9 protein-coding genes are annotated in these 20,261 nt (G+C 66.9%); 3 read left to right on the forward strand and 6 right to left on the reverse strand.

Annotated elements, in window-relative coordinates:
• Positions 1–59: 59 nt before the first annotated feature.
• Both FHY09_RS05720 and FHY09_RS05725 read right to left on the reverse strand, forming a co-directional pair.
• Positions 60–6,956, reverse strand: a complete 6,897-nt coding sequence (locus FHY09_RS05720; protein WP_166925038.1) for an autotransporter-associated beta strand repeat-containing protein — start codon at positions 6,954–6,956, stop codon at positions 60–62.
• 254 nt (positions 6,957–7,210) lie between these two features.
• Positions 7,211–7,753, reverse strand: coding sequence for a single-stranded DNA-binding protein (locus FHY09_RS05725; protein ID WP_166925040.1), 543 nt, complete (start codon positions 7,751–7,753; stop codon positions 7,211–7,213).
• A 278-nt stretch (positions 7,754–8,031) separates the two neighbouring features.
• Here FHY09_RS05725 and FHY09_RS05730 point away from each other — a divergent pair, with 278 nt between their 5' ends.
• A complete protein-coding gene (locus tag FHY09_RS05730) occupies positions 8,032–9,075 on the forward strand; it encodes a LacI family DNA-binding transcriptional regulator (protein ID WP_166925042.1) in 1,044 nt (347 codons plus the stop codon).
• A gap of 49 nt (positions 9,076–9,124) precedes the next feature.
• Here FHY09_RS05730 and FHY09_RS05735 read toward each other — a convergent pair whose 3' ends face one another.
• The 4 genes from FHY09_RS05735 to FHY09_RS05750 form a co-directional block, all read right to left on the reverse strand.
• Positions 9,125–9,508, reverse strand: coding sequence for an SseB family protein (locus tag FHY09_RS05735; RefSeq protein ID WP_166925044.1), 384 nt, complete (start codon positions 9,506–9,508; stop codon positions 9,125–9,127).
• A gap of 92 nt (positions 9,509–9,600) precedes the next feature.
• Complete coding sequence (locus tag FHY09_RS05740; protein ID WP_166925046.1) at positions 9,601–11,304, reverse strand: alpha-amylase family glycosyl hydrolase; 1,704 nt, start codon at positions 11,302–11,304, stop codon at positions 9,601–9,603.
• Positions 11,304–12,791: an MFS transporter gene (locus FHY09_RS05745; protein WP_166925048.1), complete on the reverse strand. Its 1,488-nt coding sequence runs from the start codon at positions 12,789–12,791 to the stop codon at positions 11,304–11,306. The genes FHY09_RS05740 and FHY09_RS05745 overlap by 1 nt, the downstream gene beginning before the upstream one ends.
• Positions 12,788–14,989 carry a Six-hairpin glycosidase-like protein gene (locus FHY09_RS05750; RefSeq protein ID WP_166925050.1) on the reverse strand — a complete coding sequence of 734 codons (2,202 nt, stop codon included), beginning with the start codon at positions 14,987–14,989 and terminating at the stop codon, positions 12,788–12,790. The genes FHY09_RS05745 and FHY09_RS05750 overlap by 4 nt, the downstream gene beginning before the upstream one ends.
• A gap of 238 nt (positions 14,990–15,227) precedes the next feature.
• Between FHY09_RS05750 and FHY09_RS05755 the strand changes: the two genes are divergently transcribed.
• Together FHY09_RS05755 and FHY09_RS05760 are read left to right on the forward strand one after the other, a co-directional pair.
• The gene (locus FHY09_RS05755; RefSeq protein ID WP_166925052.1) at positions 15,228–17,288 is read left to right on the forward strand and encodes a glycoside hydrolase family 97 protein; all 2,061 of its coding nucleotides are present in this window, start codon (positions 15,228–15,230) and stop codon (positions 17,286–17,288) included.
• A gap of 210 nt (positions 17,289–17,498) precedes the next feature.
• Positions 17,499–20,252, forward strand: coding sequence for a TonB-dependent receptor (locus FHY09_RS05760; RefSeq protein WP_166925054.1), 2,754 nt, complete (start codon positions 17,499–17,501; stop codon positions 20,250–20,252).
• The last annotated feature ends 9 nt before the right edge of the window (positions 20,253–20,261 follow it).

Consider the following 20,261-nt stretch of genomic DNA (forward strand, 5'->3'; position numbering starts at 1 on the left):
CTGCGCGGCTTGAGGTGCATACCGCAGCGGGAAGGCGACGCCCTCCCGCTGCCCCGGCATCACAGCGCGATGCGGATACCCGCGTTGACGCTGTTGTTTTCCACGCCCGACCCCTGCTCGGTGCTGATGCCACCGTACAGGTAGCTCGAGGCCCCCAGTCGCACGGTGCCCTGCAGCTGGGCCCGGCCGAAGGCCTTGCCCGCCTCGGCGGCGGACAGGTCCACGCGCTGGCCCGCCAGTGCGGTGGTCACCGTGGCCTGGCGCACCTGGCCGTGGTTGAGGCCCGCCTGCAGGCCGAACTGCCAGGTCGCACGCGCCGCCAGCGGGTTGTCCACCAGCGAGCCGACCGACAGGCCGAGCGTGGCGCGGCTGCCTTCGGCCTGCAGACGTGCAACGTCCAGCGCAGCCAGGGAGTCGCCACCTTCGCGGTAGGCATTGCGCTCCACCTTCTGCCAGTTACCGCGCAGCGACGGCTGCCAGCTCAGGCCTGCCGCCGTGAACGGCAGGCTGACACCAACGCTGGCCATGCGCGTGGTACCCGACGCCTTGCCGGCCAGCACGCCATCGGCGCTCAGGATGTCCGGACGCTGGCTTTCCCAGCGATCGGCCGAGTAGGACAGCATGCCGTCCAGCACCACCGCACCCGCCCGGGCAGCGCCGTAGGCAAAGAACGCGTTGCTGTCGAGGGTGTTGTCCAGCGGACTGCGCTCCAGCTCCGAGGTCGTGCGGCCCAGGCCGGCACCCCACGCCACAGTCGAGGAGCGGTACACGTCGATACCGGCGCTGGCGCGACGCTGGCGGGCATCGAAGCGGTCGGCGCTGGCATCGGCGTCCACCGACACATCCCCGTAGCCGATGTTGGCCCACAGCAGCTGTTCGATCCGCGTGCTGGAGGCATCCACCAGCACGCCCTGGCCCAGCCGACCGGTCACATCGTCGGCCAGTGCGGTGGCGTTGGACTGGGCGAGCGCGGCCAGCTTGGCGTGGTTCTCGCCGGTCAGGGCGGTGACCAGCACCGGCAGTGTCACCGCATCCTGCTGCCACACCGTGCGCAGCAGATCGGTCTGATCGGCGGTCGCAGTGCCGGCGTCGCTGGCGTCCACCAGCGTATCCAGTGCAGCCGCCGTGGCCAGGCCGTTACCGTTGACCTTGCCCACCAGGTCGGCGCTGTAGGCCGTCGGTGTCACGTACAGGTCGATGTCGAAACCGGTGGTGTAGTACACCTGGAAACGCGTGCTGGCGGCCAGGCCCTCGGTCGGCTGCAGCAGCCTGTCGAAGGTTCCGGTGACGCCGCCCTCGCCACTGACGATGCGGAACATGTCGCCCACCTTCGGAGTGAAGGTGTTGCTGGCATTGCCGCTGATGCCGCGCAGCAGGGGCTGCAGGGTGCCGTTGGCCACGAACCGTCCGGCCGCGCCGGACACCAGCAGGCGCGAGTAATTGCCCGCTCCGGCGCCGGTGCCATAGCCGTCGATATCGATCTGCAGCGTGGCCGCGTCGGTCAAAGTGACCGTACCCGTCACCGCCAGCGTACCCGGCGAGTTGCCCGGGGCGAGCGTGCCATCGACGCGCATGTTGCCGGCGATGGCGCCCGTGCCGCGCACCGTGCCGGCACGTTCAACCTGCACGTTGCTCAGCAGCACGCCGTTGGCACTGAGGGTGCCTTCGTTGACGCAGGTGCCATTGGCCAGGACCGCGGTGCCCGCCATGTTCAGGCGACCCGCACCGCTCTTGATGAAGCAGCCGGTACTGCGCGAGCCATCCAGCAGGCCGGTCAGCTGCGTCGTGGTGCCCGAAGCCACGTCCAGCGTGGCCTCGCCCATGACCAGCAGCGGCTGCGATAGCCGGGTGTCGACCGTCGTGCGCAGGGTCGCATCGTTGATCGCCACGGCACCAGAACCCAGGCCGCCGGCATGCGCCAGCACCACCGTGCCGCCACTGATCACCGTGCCGCCCGCGTGGCTGTTCGCCGCGCCAAGTACCAGCGTGCCCCGGCCATCGGCCACCAGGGTGCCGCCGCCGCTGATCGGACCGTTGACGGTCAGGGTGCTGCCTTCGCCGCTGCGCAGCGCGCCCACGCCATCCAGCACCATCGACCGCCCGGTGATCATCGAAGAAGACGTCTGCAGCACGCCGCCGTTGAAGGTCAGGCCACCTGCGGCATCACCGAGGTTGCCGTCGCTGCTGACATTGAGCACGCCACCGTTGAGGGTGGTGCCACCGGTGTAGGTATTCTGGCCCGACAGGGTCAGCTCACCCTCATTCACCGTGGTGCCACCGCTGTGGCTGACCGTACCGGTCAGTGCCAGGCCGCCCTCGCCGTTCTTGATCAGGCCGCCGGTGCCGGACACATCGCCGCTGTTGGTCAGCGTGGTGCTGGTGTCGGTGTTGAAGGTGCCGTTACCCGCCAGTGTGACGTCGCGATCGCTGTTGACGTCGCCGGTGGTGTGCAGCTCGCCGCCGTTAAAGGTCAGGCCGCCCGCCGCATCACCGAGGTTGCCATCGCTGCTGACATTGAGCACGCCACCATTGAGCGTGGTGCCGCCGGTGTAGGTGTTCTGGCCCGACAGGGTCAGCTCACCCTCATTCACCGTGGTGCCACCGCTGTGGCTGACCGTACCGGTCAGTGCCAGGCCGCCTTCGCCGTTCTTGATCAGGCCACCATTACCCGACACGTCACCGCTGTTCGTCAGCGTGGTGTTGGTATCGGTGTTGAAGGTGCCGTTGCCTGCGAGGACCACGTCACGATCACTTTTGACGTCGCCGGTGGTGTGCAGCACGCCGCCATTGAAGGTCAGGCCACCTGCCGCATCACCGAGGTTGCCATCGCTGCTCACGTTGAGCACGCCACCGTTGAGGGTGGTGCCACCGGTGTAGGTGTTCTGGCCCGACAGGGTCAGCTCACCCTCATTCACCGTGGTGCCGCCGCTGTGGCTGACCGTACCGGTCAGTGCCAGGCCGCCCTCGCCGTTCTTGATCAGGCCGCCGGTGCCGGACACATCGCCGCTGTTGGTCAGCGTGGTGTTGGTGTCGGTGTTGAAGGTGCCATTGCCTGCCAGTGTGACGTCGCGATCGCTGACCACATCACCGGTGGTGTGCAGCTCGCCGCCATTGAAGGTCAGGCCGCCCGCGGCATCACCGAGGTTGCCATCGCTGCTGACATTGAGCACGCCGCCGTTGAGCGTGGTGCCACCGGTGTAGGTGTTCTGGCCCGACAGGGTCAGCTCGCCCTCATTCACCGTGGTGCCACCGCTGTGGCTGACCGTACCGGTCAGCGCCAGGCCGCCCTCGCCGTTCTTGATCAGGCCGCCGGTGCCGGACACATCGCCGCTGTTGGTCAGCGTGGTGTTGGTGTCGGTGTTGAAGGTGCCGTTGCCCGCTAGGACCACGTCACGATCACTGCTGACGTCGCCGGTGGTGTGCAGGGTACCGCCGTTGAAGGTCAGGCCACCTGCGGCATCACCGAGGTTGCCATCGCTGCTCACGTTGAGCACGCCACCGTTGAGGGTGGTGCCACCGGTGTAGGTGTTCTGGCCCGACAGGGTCAGCTCGCCTTCGTTGACGGTGGTGCCACCGCTGTGGCTGACCGTACCGGTCAGCGCCAGGCCGCCTTCGCCATTCTTGATCAGACCGCCATTGCCGGACACATCGCCGCTGTTGGTCAGCGTGGTGTTGGTATCGGTGTTGAAGGTGCCGTTGCCTGCGAGGACCACGTCACGATCACTGCTGACGTCGCCGGTGGTGTGCAGGGTACCGCCATTGAAGGTCAGGCCACCTGCGGCATCACCGAGGTTGCCGTCGCTGCTCACGTTGAGCACGCCGCCGTTGAGCGTGGTGCCACCGGTGTAGGTGTTCTGGCCCGACAGAGTCAGCTCGCCCTCATTCACCGTGGTGCCGCCGCTGTGGCTGACCGTACCGGTCAGTGCCAGGCCGCCTTCGCCGTTCTTGATCAGGCCGCCATTACCCGACACGTCACCGCTGTTGGTCAGCGTGGTGTTGGTGTCGGTGTTGAAGGTGCCGTTGCCTGCGAGGACCACGTCACGATCACTTTTAACGTCGCCGGTGGTGTGCAGCTCGCCGCCATTGAAGGTCAGGTTGCCCGCCGCATTACCGAGGTTGCCATCGCTGCTGACATTGAGCACGCCACCGTTGAGCGTGGTGCCACCGGTGTAGGTATTCTGGCCCGACAGGGTCAGCTCGCCCTCATTCACCGTGGTGCCACCGCTGTGGCTGACCGTACCGGTCAGCGCCAGGCCGCCTTCGCCGTTCTTGATCAGGCCACCGGTGCCCGACACGTCACCGCTGTTGGTCAGCGTGGTGTTGGTATCGGTGTTGAAGGTGCCATTGCCTGCCAGTGTGACGTCGCGATCGCTGACCACATCACCGGTGGTGTGCAGCTCGCCGCCGTTGAAGGTCAGGCCACCTGCCGCATCACCGAGGTTGCCATCGCTGCTCACGTTGAGCACGCCACCGTTGAGGGTGGTGCCACCGGTGTAGGTGTTCTGGCCCGACAGGGTCAGCTCGCCTTCGTTGACGGTGGTGCCACCGCTGTGGCTGACCGTACCGGTCAGCACCAGGCCGCCCTCGCCGTTCTTGATCAGGCCGCCACTACCCGACACATCGCCGCTGTTGGTCAGCGTGGTGTTGGTGTCGGTGTTGAAGGTGCCATTGCCTGCCAGTGTGACGTCGCGATCGCTGACCACATCACCGGTGGTGTGCAGCTCGCCGCCGTTGAAGGTCAGGCCACCTGCCGCATCACCGAGATTGCCGTCGCTGCTCACGTTGAGCACGCCACCGTTGAGGGTGGTGCCGCCGGTGTAGGTGTTCTGGCCCGACAGGGTCAGCTCGCCCTCATTCACCGTGGTGCCACCGCTGTGGCTGACCGTACCGGTCAGAGCCAGGCCGCCTTCGCCGTTCTTGATCAGGCCGCCGGTGCCGGACACATCGCCGTTGTTGGTCAGCGTGGTGTTGGTGTCGGTGTTGAAGGTGCCATTGCCTGCGAGGACCACGTCACGATCACTGTTGACGTCGCCGGTGGTGTGCAGCTCGCCGCCATTGAAGGTCAGGTTGCCCGCCGCATTACCGAGGTTGCCATCGCTGCTCACGTTGAGCACGCCGCCGTTGAGCGTGGTGCCCCCGGTGTAGGTGTTCTGGCCCGACAGGGTCAGCTCACCCTCATTCACCGTGGTGCCACCGCTGTGGCTGACCGTACCGGTCAGCGCCAGGCCGCCTTCGCCGTTCTTGATCAGGCCGCCATTACCCGACACATCGCCGCTGTTGGTCAGCGTGGTGTTGGTGTCGGTGTTGAAGGTGCCGTTGCCCGCCAGGACCACATCGCGATCGCTGACCACATCACCGGTGGTGTGCAGGGTACCGCCATCAAGCGTGAGCTTGCCTGCAGCGTCGCCCAGGTTTTCATCGCTGCTCACCTGCAGCACGGCGTTGTTGCTGACCGAGGTGCCCCCGGCGTAGGTATTCTTGCCCGAGAGCACCTGCGTGCCGCCCTTGATGGCCACGGCGCCCTGCCCGCCGATGGTGCCTTCGAACTCATCGTTGGCATCGGTGAGGGACAGCGTGTTGCTGCCCAGCGCCACCTCGCCCTTGCCGCCCAGCGAGGTGATGTTGACCTCAGGGCCGGCCTGGGTCACGTCCAGCGTCCCGTCGATCACCACCTTCTTCGACGTGTCGATCGAGCCGTTACCCGACAGGGCCAGGGTGGCGTCCTTGTCCACCTGCGTGGTGCCGGTATAGCCGTTGGTGTTGGTCAGCGTGACCGAACCGCCATTGCCGCTGTTCTTGACGATCAGCGAACCCGGGATGCCGGTGCCGGCATCGTCGATCTTGCCGGTGAAGGTCGAGTCGTGGCCGTTCTGGTCGATGGTGCCGGGCTTGTCATCGATCTTGAAATCCTGATCGACACTGGTGTCCTTGTCGACCACCAGCGTGCCACCTTCGAAGGAGGCTTCGTCTGCAGTGCCCAGCTCATCGGTGCCCTTCGGGCCATCGATGACGACCGGACCGGGCGGGGTCGTCGGGGTCGTGGGCGTGGTCGGCGCACCGCTGCCCGGATTGGGCGCGACGGGGCCGAAGGGCACGCCGTTGTCGAAGGTCAGGCCAGGCGCCTGGTCAATGAACAGGACGGGGCTGAGCATGGTGTCCTGCAGATTCAATGACATGAAGCCCAGGCGGTACGTGCCGGCCGTGCTCACCTGATAGGTGGCCACCTGCCAGCCGGTCGCACCATAACTCCCCGTGGAGTAGCTGCCCGTGCCCTTGTTGGTCGCACCCAGCAGCGCGTACTGCGCGTTCTGGTTGTTGACCGTTGCGAACACAGAGGCATCACCGAGGTTGACCAGCGAGGTCAGCGAAGCATCGTTGTACGGCTCGTAGTCGGTTGAGACGTACTGCCAGGCCATGCTGAAATAGTCACCAGCAGCGAGCGTCAGGTCCTGGTACAGCCACGAAGCGTTGGTCGGCGAGCCGGCCATCGTGCTCGCCACCAGCGAGCTGCTCGCAGCACTCAGGCCCAGCGCCGCGGCACCCGTGGCGAAGGAGTCCGAACCGGAGCCGGCCTGCAGCGAGGCCATGTTGTTGCCGAAGGGCGTCACCGTCCAGCTGTGGGTGCCGTCGTCGGCTTCGAAATCGGTCATGCCGGTGACCACCGAGGCGCCAACGCCGGTGCTGCCATAGCTGGTCGAGCCCTGGGTACCGGTCTTGGAGTACGTCCAGCCACTCAGGGTGCCAGTTTCAAAGCCGATGTTGTTGATGTTCACCGCGGCCATGGCCGAGGGGCCGTACAGCGCCAACGCCGTCATCAGGCTCAGGGCCGCCAGCGGCCCGCTAGTCAGCCGGTTGACCGTGCGGCGGGTGCGGCCACCCGCGGCCACACCGAATTCGGAGGTCACCACCCACTGGCCTACGGCCTTGCTCCATACCACCTTGAATACTCTGTTCATTCCCTGGTCCCCTGAGGCCGCAGATGTTTAGAAAACATGAAAGTGTGCCGTGCATCACATGATCGGCTCAGGGCGGGCAATCTTTAGTCTTGATTGATACTGCAAGCGGCCACGGGTGAATGGTTAAGTAAAACAGGGGCTTGCGTGGATCCAAGGCAGCGGGATCCGGGTCGGCGAGGGTTGCGCGGCCAAAGAAAAACCCCGACAGCGCGAGGCATACCGGGGTCGTTGGGGGATGGGCGTGGAGGCGGGGATCAGAACGGAATATCGTCGTCCGCGAAGTCGTCCATCGGCGGGGCCGACTGCTGGGGCTGCTGCTGCGGACGCTGCTGGCCGTAGCCGCCCCCCTGCCCGCCCTGGCGCTGCCCACCGCCGCCGCCGTACTCCTGTCGCGGCGCCTGCTGGCGCTGCGGACGGTCACCGCCGTAGTTTCCGCCGCCGCCGCCGCCGCCGCCGCCTTCACCACGGCCACCCAGCATCTGCATTTCATCGGCGATGATGTCGGTGGAGTACTTCTCCACGCCATCCTGGCCGGTGTACTTGTCATAGCGCAGGCTGCCTTCCACGTAGACCGAGCTGCCCTTGCGCAGATATTCGCCGGCGATCTCACCGAGCTTGCCGAAGAACACCACGCGGTGCCATTCGGTGCGCTCCTGCTGGTTGCCATCCTTGTCCTTGCGCACGCTGGTGGTGGCCAGGCTGATGCGGGTGATCGCCATCCCGCCCTGGGTGTACTTCACGTCCGGATCGTTGCCGAGGTTGCCGACCAGGATGACTTTGTTGATGCCACGCGCCATAGGAGTGTTCTTCCGTTGTCCGGGGACGCTCCAGGCGGGCCTCGCGGCACCGGCGCAGGACCGCCCCAGTGAAAAAAGGGGGTACAGACCGCCCCATGTTATCACCGCCGCGCCTGCGGACCGCGCCGGAAAAAGGGGTCCCGACGGCCGGAATCCCCCCATCCGGATACTGCTCCACTACGCCGTGCGGCGCGGACACCCGGTCCAGGTGCGGATGCCTCCCCGCGTCCGTTGACCACCCATGGCATCATGCAGGCCGGCACCCCGGCACCGCGTTCATGACCATCAAAGGTAAGGCCACCTCCCTGGACATCGCCCACCTGGCGGGGGTGTCACAGCCCACGGTGTCGCGTGCCCTGCGCGGCAGCCCCATGGTCAATGCGGAGACCCGCGAACGCATCCTGCGCATCGCCCGCGAGCTCAACTACAAGGTCGACAAGAACGCCTCCAGCCTGCGTCTGCGCAATGCGGGCACGCTCGCGCTGCTGTTCTTCGAAGACCCCACCACCGACGATTCGCTCATCAATCCGTTCTTCCATTCCATGCTGGGCTCGATCACGCGCGCCTGCGCCCTGCACGGCCGTGACCTGCTGGTCTCGTTCCAGCAGCTGTCCAACGACTGGCACACGGATTTCGAAGACAGCAACAAGGCCGACGGCATCATCCTGCTGGGCTATGGCGACTATCACGAGTCAGTGGAGCGGCTGCACCGGCTGGTCGCCCAGGGCACCCACTTCGTTCGCTGGGGTGCGGCCCTGCCCGACCAGCCCGGCGTGTCCATCGGCAGCGACAACTACCAGGGCGGCTTCGACATCACCCGCCACCTGCTGGACCAGGGCTGCGTGCGGATCGCCTTCCTCGGCCACGCCTCCAGTCACTATCCGGAGTTCCAGGAACGCTACCGTGGACACGTGGCCGCACTGCGCGCGCAGGGCCTTTCGCCGGACCCGCTGCTGCAGGTGGACGCCATCACCACCGAGGAGTCCGGCCAGACGGCGTGCGAGATCCTGCAGACGCGCGGACGGCCGTTCGACGCGGTGTGCGCGGCAAGTGATCTCATCGCCATCGGGGCCCTGCGCGCGCTGCGCGAAAGCGGCCTGCGCGTGCCGCAGGACGTGCGGGTGACCGGCTTCGACGACATCCCGCTGGCCGCTTCGGTGTCGCCGCCGCTGACCACCGTGGCCCAGGACACCAAGCAGGCCGGACTGCTGCTGGTGGAGAAGCTGCTGGCCCTGGTGGCCGGAGAACCCGCCGAAGGCCTGAGCATCCCGGTCAGGCTGGTGGTGCGCGACTCGTCGCGAGGGGATTCCCCAGCCCGTTGAGGCCGGCAGCTTCAAGCACCGCCGGACACAGGGTGGAACAGCGGGACGCTCATCCGCCGAAGTCCTTGAGGATCTCGCCAACGCCGCCCGGTGAAATCTCGAAGCCCAGCGAGGTACCCGGATTGATCACCACGCCATAGCCGCCCGGCACGCGCCGGAGCACGTCGCGCATCAGCCAGCGGATCTGGTGCGGTGCCTGCTGGGCATGCGGACCGATCCGCGCGGCATGGGTGAACACCGCCACGTGCAGCGTGCCCTGTTTGTCGAACAGAAGCGGATCGAAGCCACTGCCATCGGGGGTGACCAGGCTGCCGGTGAGTACCAGCACGTCGGACGCCACGAAGGCCTGCATGAACGCGCCGATCGGCAGGGTCCCGGCCATCGCCGTCTGCAGCAGGGTTTCGAGGGGAGTCTGGGGCGGAAGATCGGTCATGACGCCAAGGCGGGATGGAGGGCGGGGCAGTGTAGCGCGGCCCACGCGCCGCTTCAGGGGACGTGCCCGCCCGCGCGGGCACGCCCTCACGCTCAGCGCGGCGGCAGCCTGCGCTCGGCCATCGCCTTGTCCAGCTCCTTCTGCAGCGGACCCTGCCGCACCGGCGCGTCCAGTACGAACACCTTGATGCCGTGCGCGGGCACCACGGTCTTCAGCACACCGCGCACGTCCACCGTGCCGCCGTCCAGTGCGTCGCGCCACGCGCCCGGCTGCAGGTAACGCGATACCTCCAGCGCCTGCGCGGCATCCCCCTTGTTCAGCAGCACCAGCGCGGTCTGCGTGGTATCGCCGTGCTGCAGCACGCGGTAGAAGACCGCCTGGTCACCCTGCAGCCGTTCGTTGACCTGCAGCCCGCGTTGCAGCGCCGGCGTCGCCTGGCGCAGCCGCGCCACGCGCTGCAGCGGTGCGAAGATCGGGCTCTGCGGTGCCGCGTCCACCCGCGCCTGGCCGAAGTAGGCACGGTTGCCGGCATGTTCGGCGCGGCCGCGCATGAAGCCCGTTTCCGAGCCGTAGTACAGCACCGGGATGCCGCGTGCGGTGAACAGCCAGTTGTTGGCATCGATGAAGCCGTCATCGCTGGCATCCAGCCGCGGCATGTCGTGGTTGTCGTAGAAGCTCATCAGCTCATACGGGTTGGCGTACGGCCCGCCGAGCAGGTGCAGCGGTTCGGACAACGCCTCAAAACCCTTGCCCGTCGTGCCGAAGACCTGCTCCATCGCGCCACGCGAGGGAAAGTCCAGCACGCTCACCCCGGCATTGGACGACCACGTGTGCTCGGCGATCTTCGCCGCATCGTAGTCGAAGGCCTCGCCGAACATGAACATGCCCGGGTGCTGGTCGCGGATGCGGCGCACGAACGCGTGCCACCACGGGTGGGGCAACCAGCCGATGGTATCGATCCGCAATGCGTCCACGCCCTGCGCCGTCCACTGCAGGTAGGCCTCCACCAGGTAATCCATCACCGCTGGATTGCGCTCGTTGAAGTCCCCCAGCTCGGCCAGGTTGCCATCGAAGATCGAGCCCGTGCCGGCGTCCACCGGGCCGCGGTTGTTGTAGAACGCGTGCAGCTGGTTGTGCGCGGGATCCAGCTGCTGCGGCGGCAGGTTCTGGTGGTCGGCCAGCAGCCGCCCTGCCTTGTCGAAGATCTGGCCGAACTGCGGCTGCGCCTTCGGCATCGTCCAGCTGGGCGAACCATGGTTGCCCACGATGTCCAGCACCACTTTCAGGTCCGCCGCGTGCAGCCCCTTGGTGAAGGCGGCGAAATCCAGCCCTTCACTGGGCAGGTGCTCGTCGAGCTTGAAGAAGTTGACGCCCCAGTAACCGTGGTAGCCGGTCTTGCCACGGTCGGTCAGGGTGCTGGTGCAGCTGATCGCTTTGCTGCCGGTGAAGGCCTGGTCCGGGTTGTCCACGATCGGCGTGATCCACACCGCACCGAAGCCCAGCCCGCGGATGTAGGCGGCGTTGTCCAGCACGCCCTTGAAGTCGCCACCGAGGTAGCCGATGTTGCCGTCCACCTTGTCCGGGCATGGCACCGGGATATCGAACGTGCGGTGTTCCCCGCCCTGGTCGCGGTGATCGTTTGAGGGATCGCCGTTGACGAAGCGGTCGGTGACCACGAAGTACACCGCATCGCTGGCGAACGGCTCGGTGGTGCCCACGTACTCCGGGCGGGGCGCGGCCAGCACATCGCCGGCGCACAGGGACAGGGCAACCGCAACAGACAGACGCACACGCATCACACCACCTCCGGACGGGACGGAACCCGCAGCACACACAGTCCCGCAATGAACAGACTCACCCCGCCCAGCACCAGCACGTGCATCGGCTCGCCGCCCAGCCAGGCACGCAGGGCAAAACCGAGCGCACTGGCGGCAACCAGCTGCGGGATCACGATGAAGAAGTTGAAAATGCCCATGTACACGCCCATCTTCGCGGCCGGCACGCTGTCCGACAGCAGCGCATATGGCAGCGACAGGATGGACGCCCAGGCGAAGCCCACGCCGACCATCGACAGCAGCAACCAGGCCGGGTCGTCGATCAGCATCAGCGACACCAGCCCGGCGCCACCCAGCCACAGATTGACCAGGTGGCTCCAGCGCAGCCCGATGGCACGCACCATCAGCGGAATCAGCAGGGCCGCCAACGCGGCGAACCCGTTGTAGGCGCCGAACAGCACGCCGACCCAGTTCGCGCCTTCGTTGTAGGCGTCCGACCTGGGATCGACCGAACCGAAGTGGGTTCCGGCCACCGCCGTGGTCGTGTAGATCCACATCGCGAACAGCGCGAACCACGAGAAGAACTGCACCCACGCCAGTCGCCGCATGGTGGCCGGCATGTTGCGCAGGTCACCCACGATCACCGCCACCATGTGCGTGGTCGGCAGCACGCGCGCACTGCCCAGCAGCAGGCCGTAAGCGGCGATCAGCCCAGCCAGCACATAGAGCATCTTGTCGCCGCCCTGCCAGACGATCAGCAGCGCCAGCGCCGCACCGGCGGCGACCCAGCCCGCCGCGGCGGACCACGGTGCACTGTTCACGACCGCGGCGACCTGCGTGTTCGCCGGTGGCTCGGCATCGGCGAACGTCGCCAGCTCGCCCGGTGGATATTCGCGCGTGCTGACCACGGTCCAGGTGATGGCCATGAGCAGCACCGCCGCACCGAAGTAGAACGCGTAGCGCACGGTATCGGGCACCTGTCCCGGCGCCGCCGTGTTGGCTACCCCGGCGTGCGCCAGGATGAAAGGCAGGAAGCTGGCGATGATCGCGCCCACGCCGATGAAGAAGCTCTGCATGGCAAAACCGGTCGGCCGCTGGCGGGGCGCCAGCTGGTCGCCGACGAACGCGCGGAACGGTTCCATCGAGATGTTGATCGAGGCATCCAGCACCCACAGCGTGCCCGCCGCGATCCACAGCGTCGGCGAGTTGGGCATCACCAGCAGGGCCAGCGTGGTCAGTACCGCACCGATCATGAAGAACGGTCGGCGCCGACCCCAGCGCGTCCAGGTCCGGTCGGACAGGTAGCCCACGATCGGCTGTACCAGCAGCCCGGTCAGCGGCGCGGCGATCCATAACCCGGGGACGGCCTCCATGGGGGCGCCGAGGGTTTCGAAGATGCGGCTTGCATTGGCGTTCTGCAGCGCGAAGCCGAACTGGATGCCGAGGAAGCCGAAACACATGTTCCAGATCTGCCAGAACGACAGCTGCGGTTTCTCACGACGGGTCATCGCACGGCCTCCGCCACCGGCACCGGTGACAGCAGCAGGGCCTTGACGTCGGCCTGGTTGAGCCTTCCATCGCGCCCGCCCTTGCCGCCGGTGTAATGCGCGAAATGCTGGAGCGCGCTCATGTTGAAGCCCTCCTCCAGGACAACGCGGCAGGCACCGGCAGGCACCTGGAACTCGGCCGCCGTGGAGTCCTGCCGCGCCACGCTGTGCGGCATCACCACGGTGCGGGTCTGCACGGCAGCGCCGTCGCAGTGCAGCGCCAGCTGCTTCACCGCGGCGGTGACACCGGTGTTGATCGGTCCGTTGGGATTCTCATACTGCAGGCGCAGCCGTACCCGGCCGGCCACAGGCTGCGTCCAGCGCCATGCGGCCGCACCGGCAAGGCGCTGCTGCGGCCCGACGCAGGTGGTCGGGCTGTGCAGGGATTCCAGCCCGTGCTCGCGCCGGGTCAGGCTGAAGCAGTGCTGCAGGCCATCATCGGGCCACTGCGCAATGCCGCCGTCGGGCGCTACGGCCTGGCCATCCCGCCACAGGCGGTGGCCGGCAGGCACCTGTGCCTGCCACTGCGCGCCCGCGGCCCGCACCACCGGCGCCGCCGGTGTGGCAGGTGCATGCGCAGCGCCCTGCAGCACCGGAGGCGTGCGCGGAGCGCCGGTGCCGACCGGCGCAGGGACCAGCTGCACGGTGGTGGTCGTGCCCTCGTGCCGGCTCACGCCCGCCACCAGCAGCTCACCGCTCAGCGTCTGCGGCCTGAGCAGCACGTAGCGCTGGCCGTGGGCCTCCAGCGCGATGCTGCGGCGCTCGCCGAACAGACGCGGCACCAGCGCAACGGGCAGCTTGGGCTGCACGCGGCCGTCCGCCTGCACGCCGAAGATGCCTTCCATCACCATCGAGAGGTAGCCGGCCACCGACCACAGCTGGCGCTCGGAGTTGACCACTGGGCCGCTCAGCGCCCCCTCGTCCACGTGGATCTTCTGCGTGAGCAGCTCGTAGTTCTCCATGTTGGAGCCGGCCAGCGCGGTACCGCGCATCAGCGATTCAATCTCCATCGTGATCCGTGGCGCGTCGTCCAGCGCACGCGCGGCACGCAGCGCGTAGGCGCTGACGAACGGCCAGATGCCACGGTTGTGGTAGATCGGCTGCTGCGCTTCCTGGGGCCACACCACCGGGCTGCCGGCGGCCGTCACCGGATACCCTGACAGCGCACGCTGCGCGCGGTCCGGCGGCAGCACGCCGGCGAGGATGCCGAGCGAGGTGGCGAGCAGATCGTATTTTGCGTACGGCACCGGGTGCGCGGCTTCGCCGATGTAGCTCATGTACTGGCCGGCATCCTCACGCCAGAAGCGTGCATCGATCTGCACCGCGAGCGCGTCGGCCCAGCGGCCGTATTCACCCGCCAGCGTGGCATCGCCCTGCGTGGTGGCCAGCTGCTGGCCAAGCCGCAGGGCCTGGTAATGCAGTACGTTGGTGGAGAGCGCGAAGGACTCGCCGATGAAGCGCACATCCTCGCGCGTCCAGTCCGGATAGGTCTGCTCGCGCCAGTCCAGGAAGGACGTCTCGCCGCGGTACAGGCCGGTATGCGGGTCGAAGACCATGGCGCGGTCCTGCGCCAGCGTGGCCTGCAGGGCCTGCCAGACCTGGGCGGAGAACGTCGCATCATCGAGCAGGTGACGCGCGGCGAGGAACCACACTACGCGGTCGCTGCTGATCGGCCAGCTGCCGCCTGAGCCGGTGTCCTGGGCAACGAACAGCCCGTCGGTATGCCCGTCGCGCGCGGCCGACAGCTTGAACTGCAGCGACTGCCGCGTGCGTTGCGGATCCAGCCGGGCCAGGGCCAGATCGGCCGCAAAGCTCATGTCGCGGGTCCAGACGTAGGGCCAGTTCGCACCGGTCTTGAAGCACTCGCACGGTACCGGGCGGCCTTCGTCGAAGGACGGGTCGCGGATCGCATCCACGCGGTCCTGGTCAAGCTCCTGCTGCGCAAGCGCGAACAGTGCATCGAACAGCACGCTGGCCGTGGTGGCGTGCATCGGCTGCGGGGCGATGGTGACCGCCCGCCCCTCCGCATGCAGCACGAAGCCCCCCGTGGCCGTGGCGGTGGCGCGCGCATGGCGGCCGTCGAATTCCAGGTCCGCCGCCACTGCGGTCGAACCCATCGCCGCGCTCAGGGCGACGGACAGGCAGATCATCTTCAGCATCGAAGCGGCGGACCGGCTTGCGCCTGTCGGCCTCCCTCCCTCTTTGCTCGTTGTAGTGCCCTGCCGGCCTTGCGGCTGCCAGGGGCGCAATGCCTCCCTCAAGGCACCGTGCGGACATGGTAGACGGCGCACGCCGGAGCCGCCCTGCCTGCATACGTATTCATGCCACCGGCCGACGGCCCGGCGCGATGCGTGGGCTAAGGTCCGGGCAGATACGGAGTCGCCCCGGGAGGGGAAAATGCAGCTGTTCTCATCATCGTGGCGTGGCGTCGCCGCGTGCGCGCTTGGCCTTGTGCTGACCCTCTCCACCTCTCCCCTGCAGGCCGCACCGCAGGTGGCGAGCGTGGACTCGCCAGGCAGGATCCTGAAGGTCACGCTGGAGGTGGATGGCGGGACCGCCCGCTATTCGGTGCAGCGCCTTGGCGAGCCGGTGGTACGCGCGTCCAGGCTCGGATTCGAGCTCCGCGACGGCCGGCTGGACCGCGATTTCCAGCTGGTCGACAGCCGCGTGAGCACCTTCGATAAACGCTGGGAGCAACCCTGGGGCGAGCGTCGCCTCACCCGCAACCACTACAACGAACTCAGCGTGGCCCTGCGCCAGCCCGGTGCCGGGGAACAACCTGCGCGGCGGCTGGACGTGGTGTTCCGCGTATACGACGACGGCATCGGATTCCGCTACGTTTTCCCGCAGCAGCCGGGCGTGCGCGAGGCCATCATCGATGAAGAACTGACCGAGTTCGACCTGGCCGCCGAATCCACCGCATGGTGGATCCCGGCCGGCGAGCCGATCCATTACGAGTATCTGTACGAACGCACGCCCCTGCGCGAAGTGCCCACGGTGCATACCCCGCTGACCCTGCGCAGTGCCGACGGCCTGCACGTGGCGATCCATGAAGCCGCGCTGGTGGACTACGCGGGCATGTGGCTGCGACGCACCGAAGGACAACGCCTGCGCGCGCAGCTTTCGCCTTCGGCCGAGGGCTGGAAGGTCCGCCGCACCCTGCCGTTCACCACGCCCTGGCGCACGCTGCAGATCAGTGACCGCGCCGGTGGGCTGGTGGAATCGGACCTCATCCTCAATCTCAACGAGCCCAACGCACTGGGCGACGTGAGCTGGGTAAAGCCATCGAAGTATCTCGGCGTGTGGTGGTCGATGCACCTGGACGAGGAAAGCTGGGCCACCGGACCGCGGCATGCGGCCACCACCGCCAAGACCCGCCGGGTGATCGATTTCGCGGCCGAGAACGGCTTCCGTGGCGTGCTGGTGGAAGGCTGGAATCCGGGCTGGGACCACAACTGGGTCGGCAACGGCTACGAATTCGATTTCACCCGTCCCACTGCGGATTTCGATATCGAAAGCCTCGCCGCCTACGCCGCGAAAAAGAACGTGCGGCTGGTCGGCCATCACGAGACCGGCTGCGCCATCGAGCATTACGAAGACCAGCTCGGCGCGGCGCTGGACCTGTACGCCCGCCTGGGCGTGGATTCGTTCAAGACCGGCTATGTCTGCGATGACGGCCAGATCGATCGACGCAACCCGGCCGGTGGCCCGCTGTGGCGGGAGTGGCACGACGGCCAGTTCATGGCCCGCCACCACCTCAAGGTGGTGCAGGAGGCCGCCGCGCGCCGGCTCTCGGTGAACCCGCACGAGCCGATCAAGGACACCGGCCTGCGCCGCACCTATCCCAACTGGATCTCCCGCGAGGGCGCGCGTGGCATGGAGTACAACGCCTGGGGCCAGCCGCCCAATCCACCGGAGCATGAGGTCAACCTGGTCTTTACGCGCATGCTGGCCGGCCCGTTCGATTACACCCCCGGCGTGCTTTCGCTGAAGGGTCGCCATGGCCAGTCCATTCCCAGCACGCTGGCGCGCCAGCTCGCGCTGTACGTGGTGATCTACAGCCCGATCCAGATGGCGGCCGACCTGCCCGAGCATTACCGGGAGCACCGCGACGCTTTCCAGTTCATCAAGGACGTGGCGGTGGACTGGGAACAGACGCGCGTGCTGCAGGGCGAAGTGGGCGACTACGTGACGATCGTGCGGCGCGACCGCAACAGCCGCGACTGGTTCCTCGGCAGCATCACCGACGAACACGGCCGGGTGCTGCCGGTATCGCTGGGGTTCCTCGAACCGGGAGTGCGTTACCGCGCGGAGATCTACCGGGACGGTGAGGGTGCCGATTTCCGTACGCGCCCGTTTGCCTTTGTGCGCGAGACGCACACGGTCACTGCCAGCGACGACATGCAGCTGGTACTGGCCCCGGGTGGCGGCCAGGCGATCCGCTTCACGCCGCTGTAATCGCCGTACCGGACGGCGGTCTGGGTGGGATGACCCGCATGTAATCGCTTACAACGCGCACGTCGGCAGTGAATACGTATGCAGGCTGATTCGCCGCAACGACGCGCTGCATACCATAGCCCCGCTGTCAGCGACCACCGCGTCGCGACCCGCATCGGCACCGCCGATGCGGACCATATCCAGTTTCGGCACCATTGCCTGGGAGGGGAAATGTCGAACCACACGCGCAACGCGCTTTCAATCGCGCTGGCCGTCGCACTGTCACCGGTCATCGCATCCGCGCAGACCAGCACGCAGGGCACCGGCGGCACCGCCGCAACCAATCTCGATGCCGTCCAGGTGACCGGCATCCGCCGTGGCATCGAGAATGCGATCGCGGTGAAACAGGACGCCACTTCGGTGGTGGAAGTGATCTCCGCCGAGGACATCGGCAAGCTGCCGGACGTGAGCATCGCTGAATCACTGGCGCGCCTGCCCGGCCTGGCCGCGCAGCGCGTGGCCGGCCGAGCGCAGGTGATCAGCGTGCGCGGCCTTTCGCCGGACTTCGCCACCACGCTGCTCAATGGCCGCGAAGTGGTCAGCACCGGTGACAACCGCAGCGTGGAGTTCGATCAGTACCCTTCGGAACTGGTCAACGGCGTGACTGTCTACAAGACCCCCGACGCCGCGCTGGTCGGCCAGGGCCTGTCGGGCACCATCGACATGCAGACCGCGCGCCCGCTGAGTTTCCCGGACCGCGTCATCGCCATCAGCGGCCGCTACCAGAAGAGCTCGCTCGGTGAGGCCGCCGGCGTGGATGAGTTCGGCAACCGCTTCAGCGCCAGCTACATCGACCAGTTCCTCGACAATACGCTTGGTATTGCCATCGGCTACGCGCACAGCGACAACCCGATCCAGGAAAACCAGGTCGGCCTGTACGAGCCCTGGACGACCGAGCAGACCGATAACGGCAACCGGCCGGGCGTGGCCCCGGGCGTGGCCTTCAGCGACGGCATCAAGGCCCTGCGCCGCACGGGCAACAACAAGCGCGACGGCGTGATGGCCACCGTGCAGTTCCGCCCGAACAACAGCTGGACCAGCACGTTCGACGCCTTCCATACCGAAGCCGAGCAGATCGACACCGCCAACCAGTTCGAGCTCAATCTCAGCAACTTCAACGGCGGTTACACGCCGGGGCTTTTCATCAGCAATCCGATCGTCAACGCCAACGGCAGCTTCGCCGGTGGTACGGCCAGCGGTGTGTATCCGCTGGTGCGCGGCATGTACAACAAGCGCGAAGACAAGATCGATGCGTTCGGCTGGAACAACGAGTTCACCTTCGGCAACGGCGTCAAGCTGGTCGCTGACCTGAACTACTCCAAGGCCACGCGCGATGAGCTGAACCTGGAAAACAACCTGCAGCTCACCCCGATGCCGCAGCTGGACACCATCGGCCTGGTGATCCGGCCCAATGGTTTCTCGCAGATCACCCCTGGGCTGGATTACTCAAACCCGGACGCGCTGTTCCTGACCAACACGATCTACGGTTCCGGCTACGGCAAGGTACCCACCGTGGAAGACCGCCTGAAGGGCGCGCGAGTAGCCCTCACCCTGCCGGCGCCGGAAGGCATCGCTTCGGTGTTCGCCGATATCGATGTGGGCGTCAACTATGCCGACCGCCAGAAAGACAAGTCGCAGGCCGAAGGCAACATCCTGCTCGGTGAACAGGGCGATGCGAACATCGCTTCGGACCTGCAGCGCGGGCGTGTCAACCTGGGCTTCGCCGGCATCGGCTACATCCCGGCCTGGAACGTGCCGGCCGCCGTCGGCCGCTACATGGAGTTCAACCCGGTCAACGATCTGGATTACCTGATTCCCAAGGCTTGGACGGTGCAGGAAAAGATCACCACCGCCTGGCTGCGCGCGAACATCAACACCGATATCGGCGTGGTCGGCGTGCGCGGCAACATCGGCGTGCAGATGCAGCATGCCGATCAGAGCTCGCAGTCCAACTACTTCGACCGTTCGCGACCGGCCGGGCAGAACGTGCTGCCGATCGATGACGGCAAGAGCTACAACGACTGGCTGCCGAGCCTCAACCTGGCCTTCATGTTCCCGCACCAGCAGACGCTGCGTTTCGCCGCCGCCAAGCAGGTCGCGCGGCCCCGCGTGGACCAGATGCGTGCAGGCCTGGAGTTCGGCGTGGACACCTCCACCGGTCGCCCCGGTGGCAGCGGCGGCAACCCGCTGCTGGATCCCTGGCGTGCCACGGCACTGGATCTGTCCTACGAAAAGTACTTCGGTGAGCGTGCCTACGTGGCCGCCGCAGTGTTCTACAAGGACCTCAAGAGCTACGTCTACACCCAGTCGGTGGACGATTATGATTTCTCCGACCTGCTGGCCAGCTACGTGCCGCCGCCGGGCATGGTCGCACCGGTGCTGTCCACCGGCACCTTCTCCTCGCCACAGAACGGCAAGGGCGGGACGCTGCGCGGCCTGGAGCTGACCGCTTCGCTGCCGCTGGACATGTTCACCGATGCACTGCGCGGCTTCGGCGTGCAGGCCAGTGCCACGTTCAATGACAGCGATATCGAGATCCTCGATCCGGAAAGCGCGTCCAGCGTGGGCAGCGATCCCATCGCGCTTCCCGGGCTTTCCGACCGCGTGTACAACGTCACCGCCTACTTCGAACGCAACGGGTTCGAGGCACGCGTGAGCCAGCGCCGCCGCTCGGATTTCATCGGCGAGATCGGCAACTTCAACGGCAACCGCACCCTGCGCTACGTGGTCGGCGAGAACGTGACCGACGCGCAGATCAGCTACACCTTCAGCGACAGCAGTTCGATGGCCGGCCTGACCCTGCTGCTGCAGGGCACGAACCTGACCAACGCGCCGTACCGCACGTACGCCGGCACCACCGACCGACCGCTGGAATACGTCGAGTGGGGCCGCACCTATATGCTGGGTGTGAACTACAAGTTCTGAGGTGCCGTC

This window comes from Xanthomonas sp. 60 (assembly GCF_011761925.1).